This is a genomic window from Bacteroidales bacterium MB20-C3-3 (assembly GCA_035609245.1).
Classification (GTDB): domain Bacteria; phylum Bacteroidota; class Bacteroidia; order Bacteroidales; family UBA932; genus Bact-08.
In genome coordinates, this window is the sequence record CP141202.1 from 2,275,183 (window position 1) to 2,299,746 (window position 24,564).

The following is a 24,564-nucleotide window of genomic DNA, read 5'->3' on the forward strand; positions in this document are numbered from 1 at the left end:
AGATATGTTATTTAAATTCCTGTATATGTAAACGGCGTGATTTTCCTCAACTCATCCTTTATATTTTCGGAGACAGCAAGTTGGTCAATAAACTCCTTAATTGCATTGCTGTCGATTGGTCTTCCGGTTCTGGTAAGAGCCTTAAGGGCCTCGTAAGGCTTTGGAAAACCCTCTCTTCTGAGTATAGTCTGAATCCCTTCAGCAACAACTGCCCAGTTTGCCTCCAGATCTTCCCGGATGGCCTCTTTGTCAATGATAAGTTTGCCAAGCCCCTTTTCTATTGAGTTAAATGATATAATTGTATGGGCTATCGGGGTTCCCACATTTCTTAAAACAGTACTGTCAGTAAGGTCTCTTTGAAGCCTGGAGACAGGCAGTTTCTCTGCAAGATGTGTAAATATTGCATTAGCAAGTCCCAGATTACCCTCCGCATTCTCAAAGTCAATGGGGTTCACTTTATGAGGCATTGCCGATGAGCCAACCTCTCCCTCTTTGACTCTTTGTCTGAAATATTCCATTGATATATAGCTCCATATATCCCTGCAGAGGTCCAGTAAAATTGTATTAATCCTGGATAGATTGTGAAAAAGAGCAGAGAGGTGATCATAATGATCTATTTGTGTCGTTGGATATGATCTGTAGAGTCCAAGTTTCCCGTTTACAAAAGTCTCTGCAAAGTTGTTCCAGTCAATCTCAGGGTATGCAACATGATGAGCATTGAAATTTCCGGTTGCACCACCAAATTTTGCAGAGAATTTTGTGTGTTCCAGCATCTCAATCTGCTCTTTAAGTCTGGATACAAATACGTAGATCTCTTTGCCTACCCTTGTGGGAGAGGCTGGCTGTCCGTGAGTTCTGGCAAGCATTGGTATATCAGACCACTCTTCAGACATCTCTGTTAGTTTGTTAAGAATGGATGAGAGTTTTGGAAGATATACATCTCTGATTCCCTCAAGAAGAGACAAAGGGACAGAGGTATTATTTATATCCTGCGATGTGAGTCCAAAATGGATAAATTCACCCATTTTCTCAAGGGCACTCCCTGAAATTCTCTCTTTTATAAAATATTCAACAGCCTTTACATCATGGTTTGTAATTTTTTCAATCTCTTTGATTCTCAGAGCATCCTCAATTGAGAATTTTCCGGAGATCTCCCTTAGAAGAGACTTCTCATTTTCAGTGACTGATTTTAGCTGAGGGAGAGGTATTTCGCACAGAGCTATAAAATATTCAATTTCAACAAAGACTCTGTACCGTATTAGAGCATATTCGGAAAAATATCCGGAAAGTTCTCTAACCTGAGAAGCATACCTTCCGTCAACGGGAGAGAGCGATGTAATTGGATGTTGTTGCATAATATTGCTTGATTAAAGAGTCAAAAATAATAATAAATTAAGCCTTTTCAGTTAGTTTTTTGTAGATTTTGACAATTTCAGAGGCCTCTTTAACATCGTGCACCCTTAAAATAGAGGCTCCGTTTATTAATGCTGTCAGATTAAGTGCGGATGTTGCATGTAATACATCAGATGGATCCTTTTCCAGTAGTTTATAAATCATACTTTTGCGAGAGAGCCCTGCCAGGATGGGATAGTATTTACCGGAGTTACCTCTCTCAATTTTCAAATTATCCATTTCTCTCAGAAGCTTGTAGTTCTGATCCAGGTTTTTAGCAAAACCAAATCCGGGGTCAATTATAATATCTTTGATCCCTGCCTCTGTGGCTCTGTTGATAAAATCCTCAAAATACTCTCTTACTGTTAGAGTCACATTTTCATAGTCACACATAGTTTGCATATTTTCAGGGGTACCCCTTTTATGCATTGCAATATATGGAAGCTCAAGCCGGGAAGCCATTTTTAACATATCCGGATCATCCTCTCCGGCAGAGATATCATTGATAATAAAATCTCCTACAAAGTCAAAGGCTCTTAATACAATAGATGATCTGAAGGTGTCAATAGAGATCTCGCTCTCCGGATAGTTAAGCAGCACCCTTTTAAGAGCCGGCTTAAGCCTTTCCCACTCCTCCTCTTCGCTTACCGGTATGGATCCGGGTCTTGTAGAGCAGGCTCCAAGGTCAATGATATCAGCCCCCTCTGACAGTAATTTTTCGTATCTCAGACAGAACTCCTCATCTGTTGAGCATCGGCTCCCTTCGTAAAATGAGTCATTATTTAGGTTTATAATCCCCATTATCAGAGGGCTGGATATTTTATCAATGGTTATCATCTTATCTCTTCTTTTTTGTCTAACTTTGTTTTCTGTCACAAATATAGCTGTTTTAATTATGTTGATTGTGCTTGAAGGACTGGACGGAGCAGGTAAATCTACCCAGATTGAGCTGTTACGCAGATATTTTGAAGAGAGAGGAAGAGAGGTTAGATTCCTCCATTTTCCAAGATATGATTCACCTGTTTATGGAGATCTTATATCCAGATTTCTCAGGGGAGAGTTGGGCGGAATTGAAGAGGTTCACCCATTTCTGATAGCCCTCTTATTTGCAGGTGACAGAGGAGATGCCTCTTCTCAGATTAAAGAGTGGCTGGAGAGTGGTTGTGTGGTTATTCTTGACAGATATCTCTATTCAAATATTGCCTTTCAGTGTGCAAAAATTAATGATTTTGACCGTGCGGAAGAGTTGCGAAATTGGATTTTCCAGGCCGAATATGGCCATTTTGGTATTCCCAGGCCTGATAAAAACCTTTTTCTTGATGTCCCGCTCTCTTTTGTTGACAGCAAACTAAACGGAAACAGAAGCGGAGGCGACAGAGAGTATCTTAAGGGAGCAAGAGACATACATGAAGAGAGTATCAAATTTCAGGAGAGGGTAAGGGATGTATACATAGACGAGTGTGGCAGAGGAGAGGGACTTCGCAGGATTGACTGCTCATCCCCTGAGGGAGATATGCTAAAACCTGAAGAGATTTTTGAAAGAATCAGAGAAAATATTGAGCTATGAAATTTGTGAGGGCTATAGCAAGAGTTATTACCGGATTGGTTTTCCTGCTTGCCGGCTTTCTGAAGTTGGCAGACCCTGTAGGAAACGGATTGGTTGTAAGCGAGTATCTTAAAATTATCGGCCTCACTGATATGAGGACATTTGCTTTGATTATGGGGTTAATTCTCTCGGTAATCGAAGCTCTTATTGGAATCTCAATACTTCTTGGGCTCAGAATGCGGGTAGCTACCAAGGCTCTTTTGGTATTTATGGTATTTTTCACTCTATTGACACTATATCTTGCGTTGGCAAATCCAATAAGCGATTGCGGCTGTTTTGGAGAGGCATTTAAATTGACCCACTGGGAGACTTTTATCAAAAATATTGCTCTGCTTGTCGCATCATTAATTATATATTATCAGAGAGGTAAATTTATACCCGTTGCTCCGCCCGCGTGGGAGTGGGGAACAGTTGTCCTATATACCATGTTGCTTGGCGGTACAGGCATTTATGCCATAAACCATTTACCTTTGGTTGACTTTACACCGTTTCATACCGGTACAGATTTGAACGAGGAGCTTGCCCGAATAAGAGATCCAAGGAGGGCAGAATTTATAACAGAACTTATTTATGAGAAGGAGGGGAAAAGAGAGAAATTTTCAATCGATGAGATTCCGGATTCAACCTGGACATTTATTGATTCAAAAACAGTACCTGCATCAGTTGATCGATTTCCATCTTTAACTGATTTTGCAGTTTCAGATTCATACGGAAACTATGTTACTGATTCCCTGCTCTCTTTAGAGAGAGTATTTATTACCGTGATTCCTTATATTGACAGATTATCTGCATCTCACTACACTACATTAAAATTGATTCACAATAAAATTGGAGACTCCAGCACTCCTCATATAGTATTGTGTGGAGCCTCAGGGGAGATTGCCGATAGTATTAAAAGAGCTGTAGGGGTTGATTGCGATGTGTATTATACAGATTTTAAAACACTGATAGCTCTTAATCGCTCAAATGGGGGAGTGGTCTATATGGCTGGAGGTGTTATTGGTGCAAAGTGGTCAATGATGGATTTTACCAAATTGGCTACCTCTTCAGGTGGTATTTCGGATATAAAAAATGCAGATGCTGAATTACTTTCGGCAGAGAGAAGAATAAAAGAGACCCTTATTGCAGAGATCTCAATTCTGTTTTTTCTGATGCTTATTGTAGTAATGAGGTTTATTTTCAGATTTGCGTATAAACATAATATGTTACAGGAGAGCGCTCCTCAGATTGAGGGTACTTTAATAGGGAAAGAGTTAATAATGAAGAAGGTAAAGGATTTAAAATGCAGTGTTGTATGGAGAGAGAGTCTTAAAGCCAGGAATACTCTTGGTCTGGATGTATACACCGATTGGTACGCTGCCCCTGCTGCTGAAGAGGAGCTAATTGAGTTGTTCAGTGTCGAGGAGTTAAAAAATATGGAGAGGTTGGTCATTGGCTCCGGTTCAAATATTCTTTTTAAGGGAGATTTTGGAGGGATTGTAATTCACCCGGATATGGTTGAAATATCTGTAGAGGGAGATAATGAAGATGCTGTTTTACTTAGAGCCGGAGCTGGGGTGGAATGGGATTATCTTGTAAATTATACAGTTGACAGAGGATGGGGTGGACTTGAGAACCTTTCGCTAATTCCGGGTTGTGTAGGTGCCTCACCTGTTCAGAATATTGGTGCTTACGGAGCGGAGGCAGCTGATTCAATTATGTCTGTAAGATATTTTGATACAGTTAAGCTTCAGATGGTGGAGATTGATGGAGCCGATTGTAAATTTGGATACCGTGATTCAATATTTAAAAGAGAGCTTAAGGGAAGAACTATAATTACAAGCGTACTCTTTAAGCTAATGAAGTATCCTGTAATAAACGGTAATTACGCAGACCTTTCAGATTCTTTATCAAAAATTGAGAATCCCGGAATTGCTGATATTCGTGAAATTGTTTGCAGAATCAGAGAATCAAAATTGCCTGATCCAAAGGTTATAGGTAATGCCGGAAGCTTTTTTAAAAACCCTGTTATCTCTTCTGAAAAGGCCTCTGTCCTGAAAGATAAATATCCGTCACTAAAGATTTTTCCTGTTTCAGATGGGTTGAGCAAAGTTCCTGCCGCTTGGTTAATTGACCAGTGTGGATTCAAAGGTATGAGAAGAGGTAATGTTGGTGTTCACGAAAATCAGGCATTGGTTTTACTCGCTTTTGACGGGGCAAAAGGAAAAGAGCTCCTTGACCTTGCAGACGAAATTCGTGCTGCTGTCAAGGAGCGCTTTGATATTGATATTGAACCAGAGGTTAATATCGTATGACCTGAAATCAGAGTTTTCTCTTTATTTCAACAATAGTGTAAGATTCAATAATATCTCCAACTTTAATGTCGTTGAAATTATCAACATTAAGACCGCAATCATAACCTGAAGCAACCTCTTTGACATCATCCTTGAACCTCTTAAGGGATCCAAGAGTTCCGGTATAGATAACGATACCATCTCTGATAACTCTTATCTTGGCACTTCTTGTGAGTTTACCCTCCTTAACCATACATCCGGCAATCGTTCCAACTTTTGAGATTTTGAATGTTTCACGAACCTCTGCAGTTGCAGTAATCTCCTCTTTCTCCTCTGGTGCAAGCATCCCCTCGATACCGCTTCTAACTTCGTTGATAGCATCGTAGATAACAGAGTATAGTCTTATCTCAATCTCCTCCTTATCTGCAAGTTTCCTTGCATTGGATGATGGTCTTACCTGGAATCCGATAATAATAGCATTTGATGCAGCAGCAAGGAGAACATCACTTTCAGAGATGGCACCAACTGCTTTATGTATGACATTTACATGAATCTCTTCATTAGAGAGTTTAATCAGAGAGTCTGACAATGCCTCTATTGATCCATCCACATCACCTTTTACTATTATATTAAGCTCCTGGAAGTTTCCAATTGCTATTCTTCTGCCAATCTCTTCAAGTGTAATGTGTTTCTGTGTCTTAAGACCCTGGATTCTTATGAGTTGCTCTCTCTTGTTTGCAATATCCTTTGCCTCTTTTTCATCATTCATTACATTGAAAATCTCCCCTGCAGCCGGTGCTCCGTTTAATCCAAGTATTGAAACAGGAGTAGAAGGACCAGCTTCTGCTATCTTCTGTCCACGCTCATTGAACATTGCCTTGATTTTACCGTGATAGCTTCCGCTCAGAAGGAAGTCACCAACCTTCATTGTACCAGTATGGACCAGAACAGTAGCAAGATATCCTCTTCCTTTGTCAAGTGAGGATTCAATTACTGTCCCGTTTGCATTCTTGTTAGGATTTGCCTTAAGATCCAGTAGCTCTGCCTCAAGCAGAATTTTTTCAAGGAGTTTGTCTACATTGAGTCCCTGTTTTGCGGAGATCTCCTGACACTGATATTTACCACCCCAATCTTCAACCAGGAGGTTCATATTTGCAAGTTGCTCTTTAATCTTCTCGCCGTTAGCCCCCGGTTTGTCAATTTTATTGATTGCAAAAATCATTGGGACCCCTGCAGCCTGAGCGTGGTTAATGGCCTCTTTTGTCTGAGGCATCACAGCGTCGTCAGCCGCAATAATTATTATTGCAATATCTGTTACTTTAGCTCCCCTTGCACGCATCGCTGTAAAAGCTTCGTGACCAGGAGTGTCCAGGAATGTTATTCTTTGTCCGTCAGGTAGTTTTACATTGTAGGCTCCAATATGCTGAGTAATACCACCAGCCTCACCGGCAATTACATTTGCTTTTCTGACATAGTCTAGAAGGGAAGTTTTACCATGGTCAACGTGTCCCATTACTGTAACAATTGGAGGTCTTGGCTGGAGGTTCTCCTCGGTATCCTGCTCCTCCTGTATCGCTCCCTGAATATCGGCAGTGATAAATTCCATTGTAAATCCAAACTCCTCGGCAACCAGTACCATGGCCTCAGCATCAAGACGCTGATTGATTGATACCATCAGACCAAGGTTCATACATGCCTCAATAACTTTTGTAACCGGAACATCCATCATTATTGACAGGTCGTTAACCGTTACAAATTCTGTTACTTTGAGAATGGTAGAGCTCCTCTCCTGCATCTCCTGCTCCTCCATCATCTTTTGACTGACCAGATCTCTCTTGTCTCTTCTGTATTTAGAACCCTTTGTTTTGCCTTTACCCTCAGTCATACGAGCGTAAGTCTCCTTAATCTGCTTTTGAACCTCATCTTCATCCACCTCAGATCTCACAGGTTTAAACCTGTCTTTAGATTTAACCAGATGTTTTGAGTCTTTTGAAGGTCTGAGATTTCTGGAAGTTGCAGCAGCAGCAGTAGCTGGAGTCTCATCTTTTTTAACTGTTTTGCGATCTGAACCTGCCTCTCTTGTAATATCAACCTTCTCTTTTCCGCTTTTATGAATTCTCTCTCTCTTGCCTTTATGAAGACGAGGCTCGCTCTTTTTCTTTTCAAACTGAGAGAGGTCCATTGTCCCACTAATTTTTGGGCCGGCAAGCTTCTCAACTTTTGTCTCAATATGTTCAATCGGAACAGGTGCCTGAGTCTCCTCTTTAGGCTCCTCTTTCTTAATGTTGATTTGAATTGGCTTTGCCTTTTTTGGATCTGTCTTTTTCTCAATCTTCTTTTCAACAAGCTTTTCAACAGGCTTTTCAATCGTTTTCTCAATTGTTTCCTCGGCTGCTTCTGTGATAATCTCTGCAACAGGCTCTTCTGCCGGCTTTTCAACCATTGCTTCTGCCGGTTTCTCTGCCGGCTCTTTTACCGGTTCTTCAACAGGTATCTCTGCAGGCTTTTCGATAGGCTTTTCAACCGGGATCTCTACCGGCTTTTCTACTACAGGAGCCTCATTAACTACTGGTTTAACCTCAGGAACAACGATTGGTTCAGCTTTAACTTCCGGTTTCTGGGGAGTCGCCGGGTGTTGCTGATGGAAAGGTTTATCGAGGTCAATTTTTCCAACTATCTTGGGTTGTGGGGGTTCCACGATGGTGGTTTTGATAAAAACCTCTCTGACATGAGGATCATAATCACTGTCATCGTGTTTATTCATCTCTGCCTTTTCAGTAATATCCTTCACCTTAATTGCAACTTTCTTGGACTGCTCTTTGATAAGTTGCTCCTTACCAAACTCTTTTTGAATGAGAGCATAGACATCCGGCGTAATCTTAGTGATTGGTTTAAGGTCTATGTCAATTTTTTTGGATTTAAGGAAATCAGCCAAGGTCCCCAGCCCAATGTTGAATTCCTTGAGAACTATGTTAACTCTTATATTTTCGCTTTCTGTCATATGTCTGCACTCTGTTTTTTAATTGTTCTCCTCAAATTCTGAGTTCAATATTTTTTTAACTTCCATAACGGTTTCTACCTCAAGATCAGCTCTTCTGGCAATCTCGGCATCTGGTATAGCAAGGACGCTTTTTGCTGTATCACAACCAATTGATTGAAGAGCTTTGATAACCCACTCATCAATTTCGTCAGAAAACTCCTCTAAAAGGACATCATCTTCATCTTCGTCAATTTCACGGAAGACTTCTATCTCCATCCCTACCAATTGCCCGGCAAGCTTAATATTGCTTCCTCCCTTGCCAATTGCAAGTGATACATCGCTTGGATTCAGCGATACAAAAACTTTCTTTATATCATCGTGAATCTTGACTGAAGTTATTTTTGCGGGACTCAATGCTCTCTGGATAAGAAGCTGCATATTTGAAGTCCAGTTAATTATATCAATATTTTCGTTGCGAAGCTCTTTAACTATTCCGTGTATTCTAGAACCCTTTACCCCCACACATGCTCCAACAGGGTCAATTCGTTCGTCGTAAGACTCCACAGCCACCTTTGCTCTCTCTCCCGGAATACGAACAATTTTTTTGATCGTAATTAATCCGTCGAAAATCTCTGGTACCTCTTGTTCAAAAAGCCTCTCAAGGAATTCATTTGCAGTCCTGGAGAGAACAATAACAGGGTTGTTGTTTTTCAGATCTACCCTTGCAACAACAGCTCTTACAGAATCTCCCTTGCGGAAAAAGTCTGATGGAATCTGTTCAGTTTTTGGGAGAAGAAGTTCATTCCCCTCTTCGTCCATTACAAGAACCTCTTTTTTCCATACTTGATATACCTCACCAACAACAACCTCTCCCACTCTCTCCTTATAGGTATTGTAAAGGTTGGCCTTTTCAATATCCATTATTCTTCCTGACAGGTTCTGGCGAAGGTTAAGTATCCCTCTTCTTCCAAAGGCCGATAGTCTGACCTCCTCCGGGTAAAGCTCTCCAACTTGAAGTGAATCGTCAATTTTTGACACCTCTTCAAGTGAAATCTGAGAGGTTGGATCTTCAACCACCTCAACAACCTCCCGGTTTCTCCATATTTCAAAGTCTCCTTTGTCTATGTTTATGATGATATCAAAGTTGTCTGCAGTACCATACATCTTAATGAGCTGATTACGGAAGACATCTTCCAGTACACTCATCATAGTAGGACGGTCAATGTTTTTCAACTCTTTGAATTCAGCAAATGTGCTTATTAAATTTAACCCTTCCATAATAGGTAAGTTCCTTTATTGTATTACTTGAAATTTATTACAGGTTTGGTGGATTTGATTTCTGAAAACTGAAGAGCCCTTTTTTCAATTACTCTCTCTTTTTTCTTCTTCCCTTCTACTTTTATACTCTTCTCTTCGCTTATCTCTATGCTTTCATTGTCAGCGTTTTCCAATATCGCCTTGATTTTTGAGCCGCTCTTTAAAACAACTTCAACCTCTTTGCCTATATATTTATGATATTGTCTTAATACTTTAAAAGGCTGATCAAGTCCCGCTGATGTGACAGTAAGAGAGTAATCATCGCTCTCCCGGTCAAAACGCTCTTCAATAATATTGTTTATATCAATACAGTGTGACAGATCAACTCTGCCCTCTGAATCAACAGTTACCTCTATGTCATTCTCTTTACTTATCTCAACTGAGACAAGGAAGAGTGAATGCGACTCAAGGTAAGACTCTATGGCTTCTGCTATTTTTTCGTTTGAAATCATTATGTGCTGTAAATGTAATAAATAAGGGGACTGCCGTCCCCTTATCTCCTTTTCTCAAATCCGGTGCAAATATAGGTATATTTTTTTTACTATGAAAATATTTTTTATTAATACCTTTACTCAATGATACAGCAGTATAAAATAATTAATGATCCGGTTCATGGATTTATAAACATTCCAGGCGGAATAATCCTTGATATAATTCAACATCCACTCTTTCAAAGACTCAAAGAGATTAAGCAACTGGGACTTACATCATTGGTTTACCCCGGTGCCTGCCATACAAGGCTTAACCATGCCCTTGGAGCTATGCACCTGATGAATGAGGCTGTGAATTCATTAAGGACAAAGGGTGTTATTATTGATGAGAGTGAGCAGGAGCAGGCTATGGTTGCTATACTGCTTCACGATATTGGCCACGGACCATTCAGTCATGCCCTTGAAAATAATATAATTAAGGGAGTATCACACGAAGAGATTACTTTGCAGTTGATGGATATTATCAATAAAGAGATGAACGGAAAAATCTCTGTTGCAATTGATATTTTTACCGGGAAATACTCCAAAAGATTTCTCCATCAGCTAGTATCCAGTCAGCTTGATGTTGACAGGCTTGATTATTTAAGACGAGACAGTTTCTTTTCCGGAGTAGCCGAGGGTATGATAGGCCATGAAAGAATTATTAAAATGATGACTGTCAAAAATAACAATTTAGTAATAGAAGAGAAAGGTATCTACTCTGTTGAAAAATTCCTGATTTCTAGAAGATTGATGTACTGGCAGGTCTATCTTCATAAAACTGTAATAGCAGCAGAACAACTTCTTGTAGAGATAATAAACAGGGCAAGAGAGATTCACTCAGCATCTTCTTCACTAAAGGGCTCTCCTTCGCTACTCTATTTTCTTGAAAAGTCAGTTGAGATAAACTCAATGTCTAATCCTGAGGTGCTGGATATGTTCGCCAGACTGGATGATTCTGATGTTATCTCTGCAATTAAACAATGGTGTATTAATGAAGACATTGTTCTGTCCAGGCTTTGCAGAATGCTTGTCGAAAGGAGACTCCCCCATATAGAACTCTCAAAAGAGCCATTTGATGGCATAACTTTTGAGGCAAAGATCAGCGAGTTTGAAAGAACTTACAACCTTCCGCGGGAGTATTCCCGTTATTTTGTCAAAACAGGAGAGGTGCAAAACAGAGGATACGACCAAAACGAGGAGAACATAAGGATATTGACAAAAAATGGAGGGAGCTGGGATATTTACGAAATTTCCGATATGCTCTCTTCTAAAGCTTTTTCCCAAATCACCAAAAAGTATTTTCTTTGCACTCCCAAAAATTTTTACATTTAGATGGAACTTAAAGCAAGGGATATTGCCGAACATCTGAAAGGGACCGTAATTGGTAACCCTGATGCAGTTGTGAAGACAATGTCAAGAATAGAAGATGGCCGGGAAGGATCTCTCTGTTTTCTCGCAAATCCCAAATATGAAGCTTATATATATAAAACAAAAGCAAGTGTTGTTTTAGTTAACAGGGATTTTGTTCCCTCTTCTCCGGTGACCTCCACAATGGTACAGGTTGATAATGCGTATGAGGCTGTAGCTGTAATGCTGGGACTATTTAATTCAATGAAAGAGTCCAGGAGAGCCGGGAGATCATGGAGAGCCAGTGTAGCATGGAGTGCAAAAGTTGGAAAGGGTAGCTATATAGGGGCTTCTTCACATATTGGAAAAAGATCAGTTATAGGAAAGGGTGCCCAGATAATGGAGCAGGTTTACATTGGAAACGATGTTACCATTGGAGATGGTTCTGTTATTCATCCGGGAGTAAGAATTTACTCAGGATCAGTAATTGGCGCTGATTGTATTATTCATTCAAATGCTGTTATTGGTGCCGATGGTTTCGGTTTTGCCCCCTCTGCTGACGGGAGCTATAAAAAAATTCCCCAAACCGGTAATGTCATTATAGAAGATAATGTTGAGATTGGTGCCGGTACTACAATAGACAGAGCTACAATGGGATCAACAATAATAAGGAGAGGTGTAAAACTTGATAATCTAATCCAGATTGCTCATAATGTAGAGATTGGAGAGAATACAGTAATTGCTGCTCTCGCAGGAGTGGCCGGGTCTGCTAAAATCGGCAAAAATTGTCAGATAGGTGGGCAGGTGGGTATATCAGGACACATTACTGTAGCTGATAATACAAAAATAGGCGCTCAGGCCGGGATTATGAGCAGTGTAAAGAGCGAGGGAGAGGTTCTTCTTGGATCTCCTGCAATTGATGCTAAAGAGTATTTAAGAGCCTATGCTATGTTTAAAAAATTACACAAAAATCAATAAATTACTATCTTTGCCAAGTTTTACACATCCAGAATCTTTATGCAAGTTAATCAAAGAACATTAAATCAATCATATACATTTTCAGGAAAGGGTTTGCACACTGGAGTGCATGTTACTATGTTTATTACACCCGCCCCTGAAAATCACGGCATTAAATTTAAAAGGGTTGATCTGCCGGGTGAACCAATTGTGGAAGCAATAGCAGATTTTGTAGCCCCTTCTGCCAGAAATACAACATTAGTTAAGGGTGAGGCCTCTGTTGCCACACCTGAACATATACTTGCAGCTCTTTATGGTCTGGGTATTGATAATGCTCTTATATCTCTTGACGGACCGGAAGTTCCAATTCTTGACGGAAGTTCAAAGCTATATGCGGAGGCTTTTTCAGAAGGGGGATATCAGGATCAGGATGCAAAAAGAGTATATTTTGAGGTTAAGGAGAAGATTGTAGTCAGAGATGAGGAGAGCGGGACTGAGGTCTCTGTTTATCCTGACGATATGTTTTCTGCAGAGGTGATGATAGATTTTAATTCAAAAGTCCTGGGTCATCAGTTTGCCAGATATGATGAGAAAACAGATTTTAAAAATGAAATAGCGCCGTGCAGAACATTCGTTTTCTTTCACGAACTGGAGCCACTGTTTAAAAATAACCTTATAAAAGGGGGAGATCTTAACAATGCAATTGTAATTGTGGAGAATGAGGTCCCTCAGGAGGAGCTTGAAAGGTTGTCAAATCTGTTTGGTGAAAGGAGGTTGGAAAGGGGATCTGCCGGTTATCTTAACCATTTGGAATTACAGTTTGACAACGAATGTGCAAGACATAAACTATTAGATGTACTTGGAGATATTGCCCTTGCCGGCTTCTACTTTAAAGGCAAGATAATTGCAAATAAACCCGGACATAAGGTAAATACCAAAATTGCCCAGCTGCTGAGAAAAGCTGCAAAAGAGTTCTTCTCAAAACCAGTAGTTCCAAAGTTTGATTTAAACGACGAACCTCTTGTTGATATTAACGGAATAAAAAAACTTCTGCCGCACAGACCTCCGTTCCTGATGGTTGACAGAATTATTGAGATGACACCTCACCATGTAGTAGGTGTTAAAACAGTAGGTGTTAATGAGGGATTTTTTATCGGCCATTTCCCGGAAGAGCCTGTTATGCCGGGAGTATTGATAATTGAGGCAATGGCACAGGTTGGTGGTATATTGGTGCTCTCTGAACTTGATGAGCCTGAGAGATACTCAACATATTTTGCCAAAATTGATGGAGTCAAATTCAAAAAGAAGGTTGTACCCGGAGATGTTCTTGTAATCAGACTGACTTTGACTGCTCCTTTAAGGCGTTCAATTGTCTGTATGAAGGGAGAGGCATTTGTAGGTGATACTCTTGTATGTGAAGGCGAGATGGTTGCTCAGGTCATCAAAAATAAATAGAAAGATAGAAAAGGAAATAAATATATGAATTATATTCATCCGAATGCAAAAATAGGAACAGGTGTAACAGTTGACCCATTCTCCTATATAGCTGAAAATGTTGAGATAGGAGAGGGTACCTGGATTGGACCCCATGTGACTATTTTGGATTATGTGAAAATTGGTAAGAATTGCAAGATCTTTCCGGGTGCTGTCATTGGTGCAATACCTCAGGATCTGAAGTTTGCCGGTGAAATTACCTATGTAGAGATTGGAGATAATACTACAATAAGGGAGTGCGCTACAGTTAACAGGGGAACCTCTTTTAGCGGAAAAGGAGTCACCAGGATTGGTGAAAATTGTATGGTAATGTCTTATGTCCATGTGGCTCACGATTGCAGAATCGGGAACAATGTAATTCTTGTGAGCTATGTTGCTCTTGCAGGAGAGACAAATGTTGATGATTATGCTATTATTGGCGGCCATTCAGCTGCTCATCAGTTTACAAATATTGGTGCACATGCTATGATTTCAGGTGTGTCCAGTATTTATAAGGATGTTCCTCCATATGTTCTGGCAGGACACAGACCCCTGGCATATTTTAACCTGAATATAGTTGGTCTTAGAAGAAGGGGATTCTCAAATGAGCAAATTCAGCAGATAAGTGATATTTACAGGGTAATCTACAGAAGCGGATTGAATACTTCCGACGCCTGTGCCAAAGTTGAGGCAGAGTTTGAAGAGACGCCTGAAAAGAGAATTATTCTTGATTTTATTAAATCATCAAAAAGAGGGATAATAAAGAGAACTACAGATACCATTGAAGAGTAGAGTCAACAGGGTGATACTCTCAACTGCTTATCTTCCTCCTGTCGAGTATATAAGTGCAATATACCATTCAGAAAAAGCAGAAATAGAGCAGTACGAGAGGTATCAGAAACAGAGTTACAGAAGCCGTTGTCACATTTATGGTGCCAGCGGCCTTCTTCCTTTAACTATCCCCGTATCAAGATTAAATGGCCATTACCTCCCAATAAGAGAGATGAAGATTGATTATTCGGGGAAGTGGCAGCAGGAGCATTGGAGAGCCATTGTATCTGCATACAGAACATCTCCCTTCTTTGAATATTATGAAGATGACTTTGCCCCCTTCTACAAAACAGTTAAATATGAGAATCTTTTTGATTTCAATTTAGAGTTGATTAATCTGATTTGCCAGCTTACCGGGATTAATTGTAAATTGGAATTATCCTCAGAGTTCAACCATACATACGATGAATCGTTAATAACAGATCTGAGAGAGGTTATTCATCCCAAAAAATCACCATATACACCCTCCGCTAAAAAAGAGAGTGGGCAATACTTTCAGGTATTTGCCCACAAACATGGTTTTATTCCAAATCTTTCATCCGTAGACCTTCTCTTCAATGAAGGCCCTGATTCCATAAGTTATCTCTAAAAACGGAATCCGAATGTTACATATAGCTTGTTAGCAGAAGATGTAAGAAATCCTTCCGGAGCACCTACGCCAGAGTAGTCCTGGTAAAGTTTTAATCTCTCCTTTATTGCAACTCTGTGTTGGAAAGAGAGGTCAAGGAAAAATCCGCCATTGCTGTTAAATCCAGCCCCGGCAGATATGAATGAAAAGTCATTTGGATTACTCTTCTCTGCATTCTGATAGTATGAATATCCTGCGCGCAGTGCAATATTTTTAAAAGGTTTTACCTCTGCCCCAAGTCTGATGTTTTTAGCAAACCTGAAATCTTTACTGATATCGTCGTTTTCGTTAGTAAAAGCGTTGTTCCCATTTTCACTCTTTACAAGACGAGTAGTATTGTATGCTACACCTTCAACATCAGCGGAAATAATTGCGAATCTGCCAAACACATAGGAGATTCCCGCTCCGAGTTTAAGAGGTGAAACCATCCCGAAAGAGTATTCCCCTAATGGAGAGAGAAGTGTCATCGTTTCCGGATTAAGTCCGGTAATACTTGAGGTCATCTGCTCCTCCCAGGATTCGGTTAAAGACATAATTGTAGGAGTAGTTAGTGTAGCTCCAAGTCTAAGACCGGCAACCGGCAGAAAGATTACTCCAAGTTTTGCATTTAATCCAATACCATTTGTGCTCTGTCTGAATGTGTGATCCATATACTTGAAGCCGGTCTGGAAATTAGCCGGATTTTGAGCACTCTCTTTATATCTCTGATAATCTGTATAACTTAATGCCTGTATCCCAATATTTGCACCAAGGAAAAGTTTGGTTCCAATTCTTCCTCCAATATTTACAAGTATCTCAGTCTGATTACCCATTGTCTCTCTTGTAAAACTCTGATTAAGAGGTCCCCCGATGCTTATATAATCACCATCAAGATTCTCTGTTGCCGCAATATATTCATTATTTGTCCCTGGTAAAAGATCAAGGAGAGTTGAGTTCCATGCGAGTACATTCCTCCAGGGCAATCCAATATTGTATGGGTATGTATCGCCCTCAAATGTTACATCAAGTTCAGAAGAGGCTGTTCCATTTGTCCCGGATGCAACTGATCCAAGCCAGGAGCTCCCCGCTGTGGTCCCTTTTGCACTGAAACGGGAGTTGAAATCGTTTATCCTGTTAACAGCAAAGGATATGCTAAGGGAAGAGTTTCTTCCTCTGTTTAAAGAGGAGAGGTTGCTTATATAACCCATTGACGAGAGGGTTGGTTTATTTCTCAAATCAGACATGGATGTGCTAAGATACTCTGTTTTGGAAGGTGCAAACACCATTGATGGTGTCACAGAGAATTCAGAATATTTGTATACTCCTGATGAGGCCGGATTGATGCTGAGAGCACCAACATCTCCTCCAAGTGATATAAATGCATTTCCCATTGCTGATGTTCTCGCGCTGCCCTCGTAGAATGTCTGGGAGAAAAGAGCTGCTGTTGCAACATATGGATTCTGGCCAAGTCTGAGTGCGTTGTGTGAATAAGACTGTCCATAGACAGCAATACTAAAGATAACTGTTGCTGCCAGTAATATCTGTTTTTTCATCATTTTCTTTGTTTGTTATTATCTTCTGTAGCCTGACCCACTGCTGTTGGAAGTACCGGTTGATGTCCCTGATGAACTTCTTCCTGCAGATGATGATGAAGAGCCGGATGTTGATCTCGTTGCTGAAGTTTCACTTCTGCTGTATGATGAGGAGTTGTTTACTGAATTGCTCCTTTCATATGAACGATTATCCCTCTCTCTGCTGCTGTTATTTCTCTCGTAAGAGTTTCCTCTTCCGGACTCATTTGAAGAGGATCTTGTTACAACCGGATTGGTTGCAGTACTTCTTCTGTATGTGCCGGTTGATTGTTCTCTTTCGGTTGAGTTGCTTCTGCCCTGATTACTTCTGTTATAAGTTGTGCTTCTCTCTCTGGAATTTACAGTGCCCTCACCATAGCTTATACCTTGACCTGAAGAGTTTCCTCGTCTGTAAATACTATTGGTTACCGGAGTTGATGTGCTCTGTTCGTTTCCTCTGGTAGTAGACCTGGTTGCAGAAGTAGTCTGTCTTGGAATGCTGGTTATAACAGCTCTCTCCCTGTTATCTGCAGTACCACCCTGCCTGGTGTCTGTAACTCTTTTACCATATACTTTTCCACGGATTCTGTTACTGTTCTGGTATTGATAATTGGAATCAGTGTAGTAGTAATAGTATGGATCAGAATATCCGTTGTATGGAGAGTATCCGTAATTACCGTAATAGTTGTAAATTGGATAGTGTCCGCCATAGTACCAGTATGGATTCCATGGATCATAGTATGCTCCGTAGGAGTAATAAATATCATAGAAGAACGGGTCTCTCCAGTAGTAAGGATATGCTGAGTAGAAACTCCATGGTCTGTGGAATCTGCTGTAATATCTCCAGCTCCACGGGTTGTAACCCCACATCCACGGTCTGTAATAGTCCCAGTCATCCCATCTGCTCTCGATATGAAGATTGATTGTGTAGTCCGGAGAATCAAACTTTCTGAGCAGCTCCTCGTAAGAGATTGATTCATCAATGACAAGATATGTATTCTCTTCGTCAATGTTTACCGGTATATCCACGGTTTTGTTCTCGTCCATATAGACAACCTGGGCTTTTTTACCATTGACAATAAGTGTAGAGGTTTCGGCAGTACGGTTTTTCAGATCCTGTAGTCTTGAGTCTGTAGCAGAGACATATACTTTGTTTTCAGTACCTGAGTAAATTGCGTCATCAAATCTTGAAGACGCATATTGGCCGGATGTTCCGCAAGCTGCTGCGATTAATCCTGTTATAGCCAGAGCAAAAATGCTGTTTTTCATATCACACCTCCTGTGTTTTATTTTTTTTGTACTTTTGTGCCTTCATTGCAAATATAGACAAAAAACGTACCATATAAAACAAAATAATTACCAAAATGGCAAAAGAGATAAGCAACAGAGAGGAAAATTATTCACTTTGGTACAATAACCTTGTAATTAAAGCAGATTTAGCTGAAAATTCAGCTGTTAGAGGCTGCATGGTTATTAAGCCATACGGATATGCAATTTGGGAAAAAATTCAAGCTCAGCTTGATAAAATGTTTAAAGAGACAGGTCATGTCAATGCATATTTCCCTCTGTTCATTCCAAAATCTTTTCTTAGTAAGGAGGCTGAACATGTTGAGGGTTTTGCAAAAGAGTGTGCTGTAGTAACTCACCACAGACTTATGACAAATCCTGACGGACCGGGGGTAGTTGTTGATCCCGATGCAAAGCTTGAAGAGGAGCTGATTGTCAGACCAACATCAGAGACAATTATCTGGAATACATATAAAAACTGGATTAAGTCATACAGAGACCTTCCAATTCTGGTCAATCAGTGGGCAAATGTTGTGAGGTGGGAGATGAGAACAAGACTATTTCTCCGTACTGCCGAATTTCTCTGGCAGGAGGGACATACTGCTCACGCCACAAAAGAGGAGGCTATTGAAGAGACTCAGAAAATGGTTCAGGTATATGCAAAATTCGCAAGAGAATTTATGGCTCTGCCAGTACTTGTTGGCTCTAAAACCGAGAGTGAAAGATTTGCAGGAGCATTAGACACTTTGTGTATTGAGGCCCTTATGCAGGATGGAAAAGCACTTCAGGCGGGTACATCTCATTTTCTTGGACAAAATTTTGCTAAAGCATTTGATGTTCAGTATCAGAGTAAAGAGGGGTCCCTCGAATATGTGTGGGCTACATCCTGGGGGGTTTCAACAAGGTTGATGGGAGCACTGATTATGGCTCACAGTGATAATAACGGACTTGTACTTCCTCCTAAACTTGCTCCTATCCATGTTGTTATGGTTCCAATTTTTAAAACAGAAGAGGAGAGTGAGAAGATTATTACTAAGATGAAGGAGATAAAAGAGGGTTTGGAAAAGCTTGGAATCACCTCAAAAATTGATGACAGGGATAATCTCAGATCAGGCTTTAAATTTGCCGAGTGGGAGCTGAAGGGTGTTCCTGTGAGAATAGCAATAGGCCCTCGTGATTTGGAAAATGGTACAATAGAGCTTGCCAGGAGGGATACACTTACAAAAAGCTCCGTAAGCAGAGATGGTGTTGAAGAGCACATTAAAGCACTCCTTGATGAAATACAGGACAATATTTATAATAAAGCATATAAATTCAGGGAGGAGAACACTTTTGAAGTTAATGACTGGGAGACATTTAAATTGAAAATTGAGGATGGCGGATTTCTTTTATGTCATTGGGACGGAACTGCAGAAACAGAGGAGCGGATAAAGGCTGAAACAAAAGCAACCATAAGATGTATTCCTCTTGAAAATGTAAAAGAGGAGGAGGGTCTTTGTATCTATTCCGGAAAACCATCCAAAAGAAGAGTTATATTTGCAAGAGCATATTAATATTTAATTAAAGGTTTTACAAATGGCATCAGATTTACCGTCCCGACAGAGGGATATTCTCGAGGGACTTAACCAGAAATCAAGGACCAAGGTCCATGTTTTTAATCAGACAATGGAGGTCTTTAATCAGCTTAAGGATGTTCTAAATGAGATGAGTAATGATCTTAATGATCTTCTCGAGAATTTTAACGGTAATGACAGACGTGTCAGGCTGGAATACAGAGACAGAGGGAAATTTGAAGCAGAATTAAAGTTTGCGGATGATGTGCTAATTTTTAGTATGCACTCAGATATATTCCAGTTTGACAGAGATCACCCTGCCTGGAAGAGTGAATTTCTAAAGGCCGATTCTGCAAATTCATATTGCGGTATTATTAATGTCTATAATTTCTTGTCAGATTCACTTAAATTCAACAGACAGGAGGACCTCGGTTACCTGGTAGCAAGAATTTTTGTCAATAAAGATAAGTTCTTTATGGTAGAGGGAAAGAGACAGCCAAAGAGATCTGTCTCCTCATTTGGTAAAAAACAGCTGACCAGAGAAGAGCTCGTTTCTGTTGTAGAGACTTCTGTACTTTATACACTCTCTTTTGATCTTCTTGTTCCACCATTTGACCTGGTTAAAATGGCCTCTGTTGAGCAGATTAACGACAAAATTGAGAGTGCCAAATTGCAAACAGGTAAAAGACTCGGTTTTAATTATAATTCAGACGATGTTCTGGACGATTAACAATTTTTAATTTATTATGGGAAGGATAAACTATCTGTTATCAATTTTTTTGATTTTAGGTCTATCTAATGTTGCAGCTGCTCAGGAAGTAAAGAGCGGGCAACAGGTTGTTAACCTAAGTGCTCACCAAAAAATTGCTTTTGATATTGCAAATAGTATAAAGATGCCTGAGTTGGTAAAGAAGGAGCCCCCAAAACCAAATCCGTGGACAAAGGGTACTCAGGTTCAGATAGGATTTTCTCAGATGTCGCTGACTAACTGGGCTGCCGGGGGTTTCTCATCAGTGGCATTAAATGCCTATGTGAATAAGTTCAACCACTGGGAGATTGATAAAATGTTTTGGGAAAACAGACTTCAGCTTGCCTGGGGGTTTATTAACTCATTTGGTGATAAATTCAAGAAGAGCGATGATAAGATAATATTTGACAGTAAATTTGGATACAAATCTTTCAAGAAGGTCTTTATATCAGCTGCTTTCAATTTCAGATCTCAGTTCTCTAACTCCTTTAATTACCCCGCATCAGGCAGCAAGGTTCTTGTCTCAGGCCCTTTCTCTCCTGCATACCTCTCTTTTGGTATTGGTCTTGATTATAAACCGGCAAAACCTGTTTCAATTAACTTTTCACCACTCACAAGCAATCTCGTGATTGTTTCTCAGGAGAGTCTGAGGGTAAAATATGGTAACAGAATTGATCAGCCTGCTAAGCTTGAACTTGGAGCTCAATTGAAAATAGATTACAAACAGCAATTGACAAAAGATCTGGCAATTGCCTCAAACCTTGTGTTTTTCTCTGATTTTCTGCATAACCCGCAGAATATAAAGGTTTACTGGGATCTATTTATTGACAGTAAAATCAACAGATATTTCTCCGCAAATATCAGAACAAACCTAATTTACGACGACAATATTTTAATTCCGGATAAGGATGGGCTCCTTGATAAAAGAGTTCAGTTCAAAGAGATTCTGTCAGTTGGATTCTCTTACACATTTGGCCAGATAAAGAAATAGATTCAGTTATTATGTTAAGGGAGAGGTTTAAAAGTAAATTGCTCTCTCTGGTAACTCCCGGAGAGGAAGTTTCGGGAGGTAAAGTTCCGGGAGTACTTCTTGCTGTAAGCGGAGGTGTTGATTCAATGACAATGGCTCATCTGTTTCATTCAATTGGTTATAATAACTTCTCAGTTGCTACTGTTAATTTTTCACTCAGGGGAGAGGAGAGCGATGGAGATATGCAGCTGGTTCAGGATTGGTGCAGAGAGAGGGGAATTGTTTGCTATTCTAAGAGATTTGATACTGAATCTTATGCAAATGAGTCTGGTATTTCAACTCAGATGGCAGCCAGAGATTTAAGATATGGATGGTTCTCCCGGCTCTGTATTGATAATGGTTTTGCTTACCTTGCAGTTGCTCATAATCTTAATGATAAAATTGAGACTCTTTTTATTAATCTTTTAAGAGGTACTGGGATAAATGGATTGTCATCAATAAAAGAGTCATCTAATCCGGCTGGATTTGGGATGACCGTTATAAGACCTTTAATTGAATTCTCAAGGGAGGAGATTCTAGTCTACTCTGATTCTGAAAAGGTCCCTTTCAGACATGACAGTACCAATTTTGAATCCCATTACTCAAGAAATAAGATCAGAAATCAGGTATTTCCTGTATTCGAGGAGATTAATCCATCCTATCTCAAGACGCTGGAGAGGGAGATTTCTCTCTTTTCCGATGCTGCTAAAGTTATTGAGCAAAGGTTTGATGAGATTAAAGGGATGGCCCTCTCAATTTTAACAGGTGGTAATGAGATTGCAAGGATATCAATACCTGTACTCAGGAATTTTGGAAACGAAAAATATTGGCTCTATTTGCTGCTTGAGGAGTGGGGCTTCTCACCCGATGTTGTAAATGATATATATAATTCTTTAGATTCTCAGTCAGGCAAGCTCTTTTATTCAAGTGGTTACGAGCTGCTTAAGGATAGGAATTATTTAATTATCAGAGATATATCCGCAAGTGCTATTGATGATATTGACTTAAACATTATCTCTGTCAAAATTTATGATGTAACCTCAGGTTTTAAACCCTTGCCCTCAAACATTATATTTTATCTTGATGCGGATTTAACAGGCGAGAATATTCTTTTCAGAAGATGGCGTGACGGAGACAGGTTTAATCCATTAGGGATGAAGGGGAGCAAAAAGATAAGCGATTTTCTGACAGATTTAAAAAGAGACAGATTCAGTAAAGAAAAGAGAATTGTGGCCACTACTGAAGATGACAGAATTATTTGTCTTCTCGGAGAGCGTATTGACCACAATTATCGTATAACCCAAGATACCAGAAGAGTATTGGAAATATCCCTTAATATATAGTTTTAAAGAGCTATTTCTACATTAAAAGGTAATCTTGCAAAATTTTTGACCCCACTCTCTCTCTTTAGCGACTTGTATGCCTTTTCAATCAGTAATTCCGGAGAAGAGATAACCTTTGCACTACTTTCCATTTCAGAGAATGTCTCCAGGAGTTTGTCCATTTGAGATTTTATTACCGGGTATTCAACTAATCTCCAGTTCTCTATACCGGCCATTGCCGCAGCACTGTTTATGGCATCAACCAGACCACCTTTTTCGTCTGCCAAACCAATTTTTAGGGCGTCTGCTCCTGACCATATTCTGCCTTGACCAACTGAGTCAACTCCCTCAATAGAGATAGCTCTTCCTTTTGATACCAGCTCAATGAAATCTGAGTAAATCTCCTCTACACCACCTCTTATAAACTCAATCTCTTCGTTGTTCAATGGTCTGTATCCGCTCATTATATCACTGTGCTTGTTGGTGTTTACGCTGTTTGAATATATATGCAGATGTTTGTTCATTGCCTTCTGGGCATTAATGACCATACTGAACACTCCTATTGATCCGGTCAGGGTAGAGTTGCCTGTGAAGATTTTATCTGCATTGGAGGCAATCCAGTATCCGCCGGATGCTGCATAATCACCCATACTTACAACAACAGGTTTGTTCTCTCTAAGCAGAGCAAGCTCTCTTTCAATTATGTCTGAGCTCTGTGCAGATCCACCCGGAGAGTTAACTCTTAAAACAACAGCCTTTATCGTGCTGTCTTTGTTAATCTTTGATATTAGCTCCTGGAATGTGTCAGAAGCAATATTTTCATCTGACTTACCCATTATTATGTCTCCGTTTGCATAGAGGACCGCAACTTTGTTTTTCTGTTTAAAGTCTGTTTTCTTACTGGCTTTAGAGTAAGCAGAAGAAGAGATAATTTTAAGATCTTTCTCCTCTTCAACTCCAAAAAGATTAACAAGATTCTTTGTCAGTTGGTCCTTGTACAATAGCTCATCTACAAGACCTGCATCAAGCACATCTTTAGCATTTGCCAGTTCCAGATTATCGGCAAGAAGATCTATTTTCTCTGCCGGGATACCTCTTGATTCAGATATTGCCTGAGTCCATCCGTTCCAGACAGAAGATATATAAGCCTGCAGTTGCTCTTTGTTCTCCTCACTCATTTTGTTGCTGATGAACTGTTCGGCGGCAGCTTTGAATTTACCATGCCTTATAAGTTGTACTTCAACCCCTGTTTTGTCAAGCAGATCTTTAAAAAATAACGGACTCATACTAAGCCCTGTCAGTGTAGCTGTTCCTGCAGGATTCAGATATACCTTGTCTGCAGCAGAGGCCAGATAGTATGCCCCCTGGCTGTAGTTGTCTGCATATGCTATGACAGGCTTGCCACTCTCTCTGAATCTGATAAGTGCCTCCCTTATCTCTTCAATATGTGATATGCCTGCATTCACCTGGTTTACATTCATATATATGAACTTGATCCTGGGGTCAGATGCGGCACGATCAATTGTCTGAACAAACTCTAATATTCCTGAGCTTTTACTGGTTTCTGAACTAAAAGGGTTTAGTGAAGAAAAAGGATCTTCAACCGATTGCTCTGTTATTGCAGGTGAAAAGTTAAGGGCCATAACGGCACTCGATGGAACAACAGGAGTTTTGCTCTCCGTAAAAGAGGCTAAAGATGATATAAATCCCATAAAAAGGAAAAAGCCTGCCAGCATTGCAATCAAAGACCCAATCAATGTAGCGGCAACAATTTTCAGAAAATTTTTCATATATGTCAGAATTGATCTAATGTTGAGT

General features: G+C 40.0%; 19 protein-coding genes. 11 read left to right on the plus strand and 8 right to left on the minus strand.

Features of this window, described 5'->3' with window-relative positions:
* Positions 1-11: 11 nt before the first annotated feature.
* The gene (purB, locus tag U5907_10350) at positions 12-1,355 is read right to left on the minus strand and encodes an adenylosuccinate lyase (GenBank protein ID WRQ32968.1); all 1,344 of its coding nucleotides are present in this window, start codon (positions 1,353-1,355) and stop codon (positions 12-14) included.
* A 37-nt stretch (positions 1,356-1,392) separates the two neighbouring features.
* Positions 1,393-2,268: a dihydropteroate synthase gene (folP, locus tag U5907_10355; GenBank protein ID WRQ32969.1), complete on the minus strand. Its 876-nt coding sequence runs from the start codon at positions 2,266-2,268 to the stop codon at positions 1,393-1,395.
* A 19-nt stretch (positions 2,269-2,287) separates the two neighbouring features.
* On the opposite strand from folP, the gene tmk reads away from it, so the two are divergent.
* Positions 2,288-2,959, plus strand: coding sequence for a dTMP kinase (tmk, locus tag U5907_10360; GenBank protein ID WRQ32970.1), 672 nt, complete (start codon positions 2,288-2,290; stop codon positions 2,957-2,959).
* Entirely contained in the window at positions 2,956-5,292 is a 2,337-nt protein-coding gene (murB, locus tag U5907_10365) for a UDP-N-acetylmuramate dehydrogenase (GenBank protein WRQ32971.1), read from the plus strand. Before tmk ends, murB begins: the two co-directional genes overlap by 4 nt.
* A 7-nt stretch (positions 5,293-5,299) precedes the next feature.
* Here the strand turns inward: murB and infB are convergent, their stop codons facing one another.
* The 3 genes from infB to rimP are packed head-to-tail and all read right to left on the minus strand — an operon-like array spanning position 5,300 to position 10,020.
* A complete protein-coding gene (gene infB, locus U5907_10370) occupies positions 5,300-8,272 on the minus strand; it encodes a translation initiation factor IF-2 (GenBank protein WRQ32972.1) in 2,973 nt (990 codons plus the stop codon).
* Positions 8,273-8,290: 18 nt separating this feature from the next.
* Positions 8,291-9,529 carry a transcription termination factor NusA gene (nusA, locus tag U5907_10375; GenBank protein ID WRQ32973.1) on the minus strand — a complete coding sequence of 413 codons (1,239 nt, stop codon included), beginning with the start codon at positions 9,527-9,529 and terminating at the stop codon, positions 8,291-8,293.
* Positions 9,530-9,552: 23 nt separating this feature from the next.
* Positions 9,553-10,020: a ribosome assembly cofactor RimP gene (rimP, locus tag U5907_10380; protein WRQ32974.1), complete on the minus strand. Its 468-nt coding sequence runs from the start codon at positions 10,018-10,020 to the stop codon at positions 9,553-9,555.
* Between the two features lie 126 nt (positions 10,021-10,146).
* Between rimP and U5907_10385 the strand changes: the two genes are divergently transcribed.
* Genes U5907_10385 through U5907_10405 form a run of 5 tightly spaced genes read left to right on the plus strand, consistent with a single transcriptional unit; the run spans position 10,147 to position 15,238 of the window.
* On the plus strand, positions 10,147-11,373 hold the full coding sequence (locus U5907_10385; protein ID WRQ34100.1) for an HD domain-containing protein: 1,227 nt from the start codon (positions 10,147-10,149) through the stop codon (positions 11,371-11,373).
* Entirely contained in the window at positions 11,374-12,366 is a 993-nt protein-coding gene (gene lpxD, locus U5907_10390; GenBank protein WRQ32975.1) for a UDP-3-O-(3-hydroxymyristoyl)glucosamine N-acyltransferase, read from the plus strand.
* A gap of 39 nt (positions 12,367-12,405) precedes the next feature.
* Positions 12,406-13,800 (plus strand): bifunctional UDP-3-O-[3-hydroxymyristoyl] N-acetylglucosamine deacetylase/3-hydroxyacyl-ACP dehydratase, encoded by a 1,395-nt coding sequence (locus U5907_10395; protein WRQ32976.1) that lies wholly within the window; start codon positions 12,406-12,408, stop codon positions 13,798-13,800.
* Positions 13,801-13,824: 24 nt separating this feature from the next.
* Positions 13,825-14,610: an acyl-ACP--UDP-N-acetylglucosamine O-acyltransferase gene (gene lpxA, locus U5907_10400; protein WRQ32977.1), complete on the plus strand. Its 786-nt coding sequence runs from the start codon at positions 13,825-13,827 to the stop codon at positions 14,608-14,610.
* Positions 14,600-15,238, plus strand: coding sequence for a WbqC family protein (locus tag U5907_10405; GenBank protein ID WRQ32978.1), 639 nt, complete (start codon positions 14,600-14,602; stop codon positions 15,236-15,238). Before lpxA ends, U5907_10405 begins: the two co-directional genes overlap by 11 nt.
* Here U5907_10405 and U5907_10410 read toward each other — a convergent pair.
* Positions 15,235-16,809, minus strand: coding sequence for a hypothetical protein (locus tag U5907_10410; GenBank protein WRQ32979.1), 1,575 nt, complete (start codon positions 16,807-16,809; stop codon positions 15,235-15,237). The two genes, U5907_10405 and U5907_10410, sit on opposite strands and share 4 nt — an antisense overlap.
* 18 nt (positions 16,810-16,827) lie before the next feature.
* Positions 16,828-18,096, minus strand: coding sequence for a hypothetical protein (locus tag U5907_10415; GenBank protein WRQ32980.1), 1,269 nt, complete (start codon positions 18,094-18,096; stop codon positions 16,828-16,830).
* 86 nt (positions 18,097-18,182) lie between these two features.
* Between U5907_10415 and proS the strand changes: the two genes are divergently transcribed.
* Genes proS through tilS form a run of 4 tightly spaced genes read left to right on the plus strand, consistent with a single transcriptional unit; the run spans position 18,183 to position 22,767 of the window.
* Entirely contained in the window at positions 18,183-19,667 is a 1,485-nt protein-coding gene (gene proS, locus U5907_10420) for a proline--tRNA ligase (GenBank protein ID WRQ34101.1), read from the plus strand.
* A gap of 22 nt (positions 19,668-19,689) precedes the next feature.
* Positions 19,690-20,397 (plus strand): hypothetical protein, encoded by a 708-nt coding sequence (locus U5907_10425; GenBank protein ID WRQ32981.1) that lies wholly within the window; start codon positions 19,690-19,692, stop codon positions 20,395-20,397.
* A 16-nt stretch (positions 20,398-20,413) separates the two neighbouring features.
* Positions 20,414-21,406 (plus strand): DUF3078 domain-containing protein, encoded by a 993-nt coding sequence (locus U5907_10430; protein WRQ32982.1) that lies wholly within the window; start codon positions 20,414-20,416, stop codon positions 21,404-21,406.
* Between the two features lie 11 nt (positions 21,407-21,417).
* Positions 21,418-22,767, plus strand: a complete 1,350-nt coding sequence (gene tilS / locus U5907_10435; protein WRQ32983.1) for a tRNA lysidine(34) synthetase TilS — start codon at positions 21,418-21,420, stop codon at positions 22,765-22,767.
* A gap of 2 nt (positions 22,768-22,769) precedes the next feature.
* Here tilS and sppA read toward each other — a convergent pair whose 3' ends face one another.
* Positions 22,770-24,536 carry a signal peptide peptidase SppA gene (sppA, locus tag U5907_10440; protein WRQ32984.1) on the minus strand — a complete coding sequence of 589 codons (1,767 nt, stop codon included), beginning with the start codon at positions 24,534-24,536 and terminating at the stop codon, positions 22,770-22,772.
* Positions 24,537-24,564 lie beyond the last annotated feature (28 nt).

Coding starts and splice junctions, on each gene's coding strand:
- purB (WRQ32968.1), bottom strand. CDS start 1,355: ATGCAACAACATCCAATTACATCGCTCTCTCCCGTTGACGGAAGGTAT.
- tmk (WRQ32970.1), top strand. CDS start 2,288: ATGTTGATTGTGCTTGAAGGACTGGACGGAGCAGGTAAATCTACCCAG.
- murB (WRQ32971.1), top strand. CDS start 2,956: ATGAAATTTGTGAGGGCTATAGCAAGAGTTATTACCGGATTGGTTTTC.
- infB (WRQ32972.1), bottom strand. CDS start 8,272: ATGACAGAAAGCGAAAATATAAGAGTTAACATAGTTCTCAAGGAATTC.
- nusA (WRQ32973.1), bottom strand. CDS start 9,529: ATGGAAGGGTTAAATTTAATAAGCACATTTGCTGAATTCAAAGAGTTG.
- rimP (WRQ32974.1), bottom strand. CDS start 10,020: ATGATTTCAAACGAAAAAATAGCAGAAGCCATAGAGTCTTACCTTGAG.
- lpxD (WRQ32975.1), top strand. CDS start 11,374: ATGGAACTTAAAGCAAGGGATATTGCCGAACATCTGAAAGGGACCGTA.
- U5907_10395 (WRQ32976.1), top strand. CDS start 12,406: ATGCAAGTTAATCAAAGAACATTAAATCAATCATATACATTTTCAGGA.
- lpxA (WRQ32977.1), top strand. CDS start 13,825: ATGAATTATATTCATCCGAATGCAAAAATAGGAACAGGTGTAACAGTT.
- U5907_10410 (WRQ32979.1), bottom strand. CDS start 16,809: ATGAAAAAACAGATATTACTGGCAGCAACAGTTATCTTTAGTATTGCT.
- U5907_10415 (WRQ32980.1), bottom strand. CDS start 18,096: ATGAAAAACAGCATTTTTGCTCTGGCTATAACAGGATTAATCGCAGCA.
- U5907_10425 (WRQ32981.1), top strand. CDS start 19,690: ATGGCATCAGATTTACCGTCCCGACAGAGGGATATTCTCGAGGGACTT.
- U5907_10430 (WRQ32982.1), top strand. CDS start 20,414: ATGGGAAGGATAAACTATCTGTTATCAATTTTTTTGATTTTAGGTCTA.
- tilS (WRQ32983.1), top strand. CDS start 21,418: ATGTTAAGGGAGAGGTTTAAAAGTAAATTGCTCTCTCTGGTAACTCCC.
- sppA (WRQ32984.1), bottom strand. CDS start 24,536: ATGAAAAATTTTCTGAAAATTGTTGCCGCTACATTGATTGGGTCTTTG.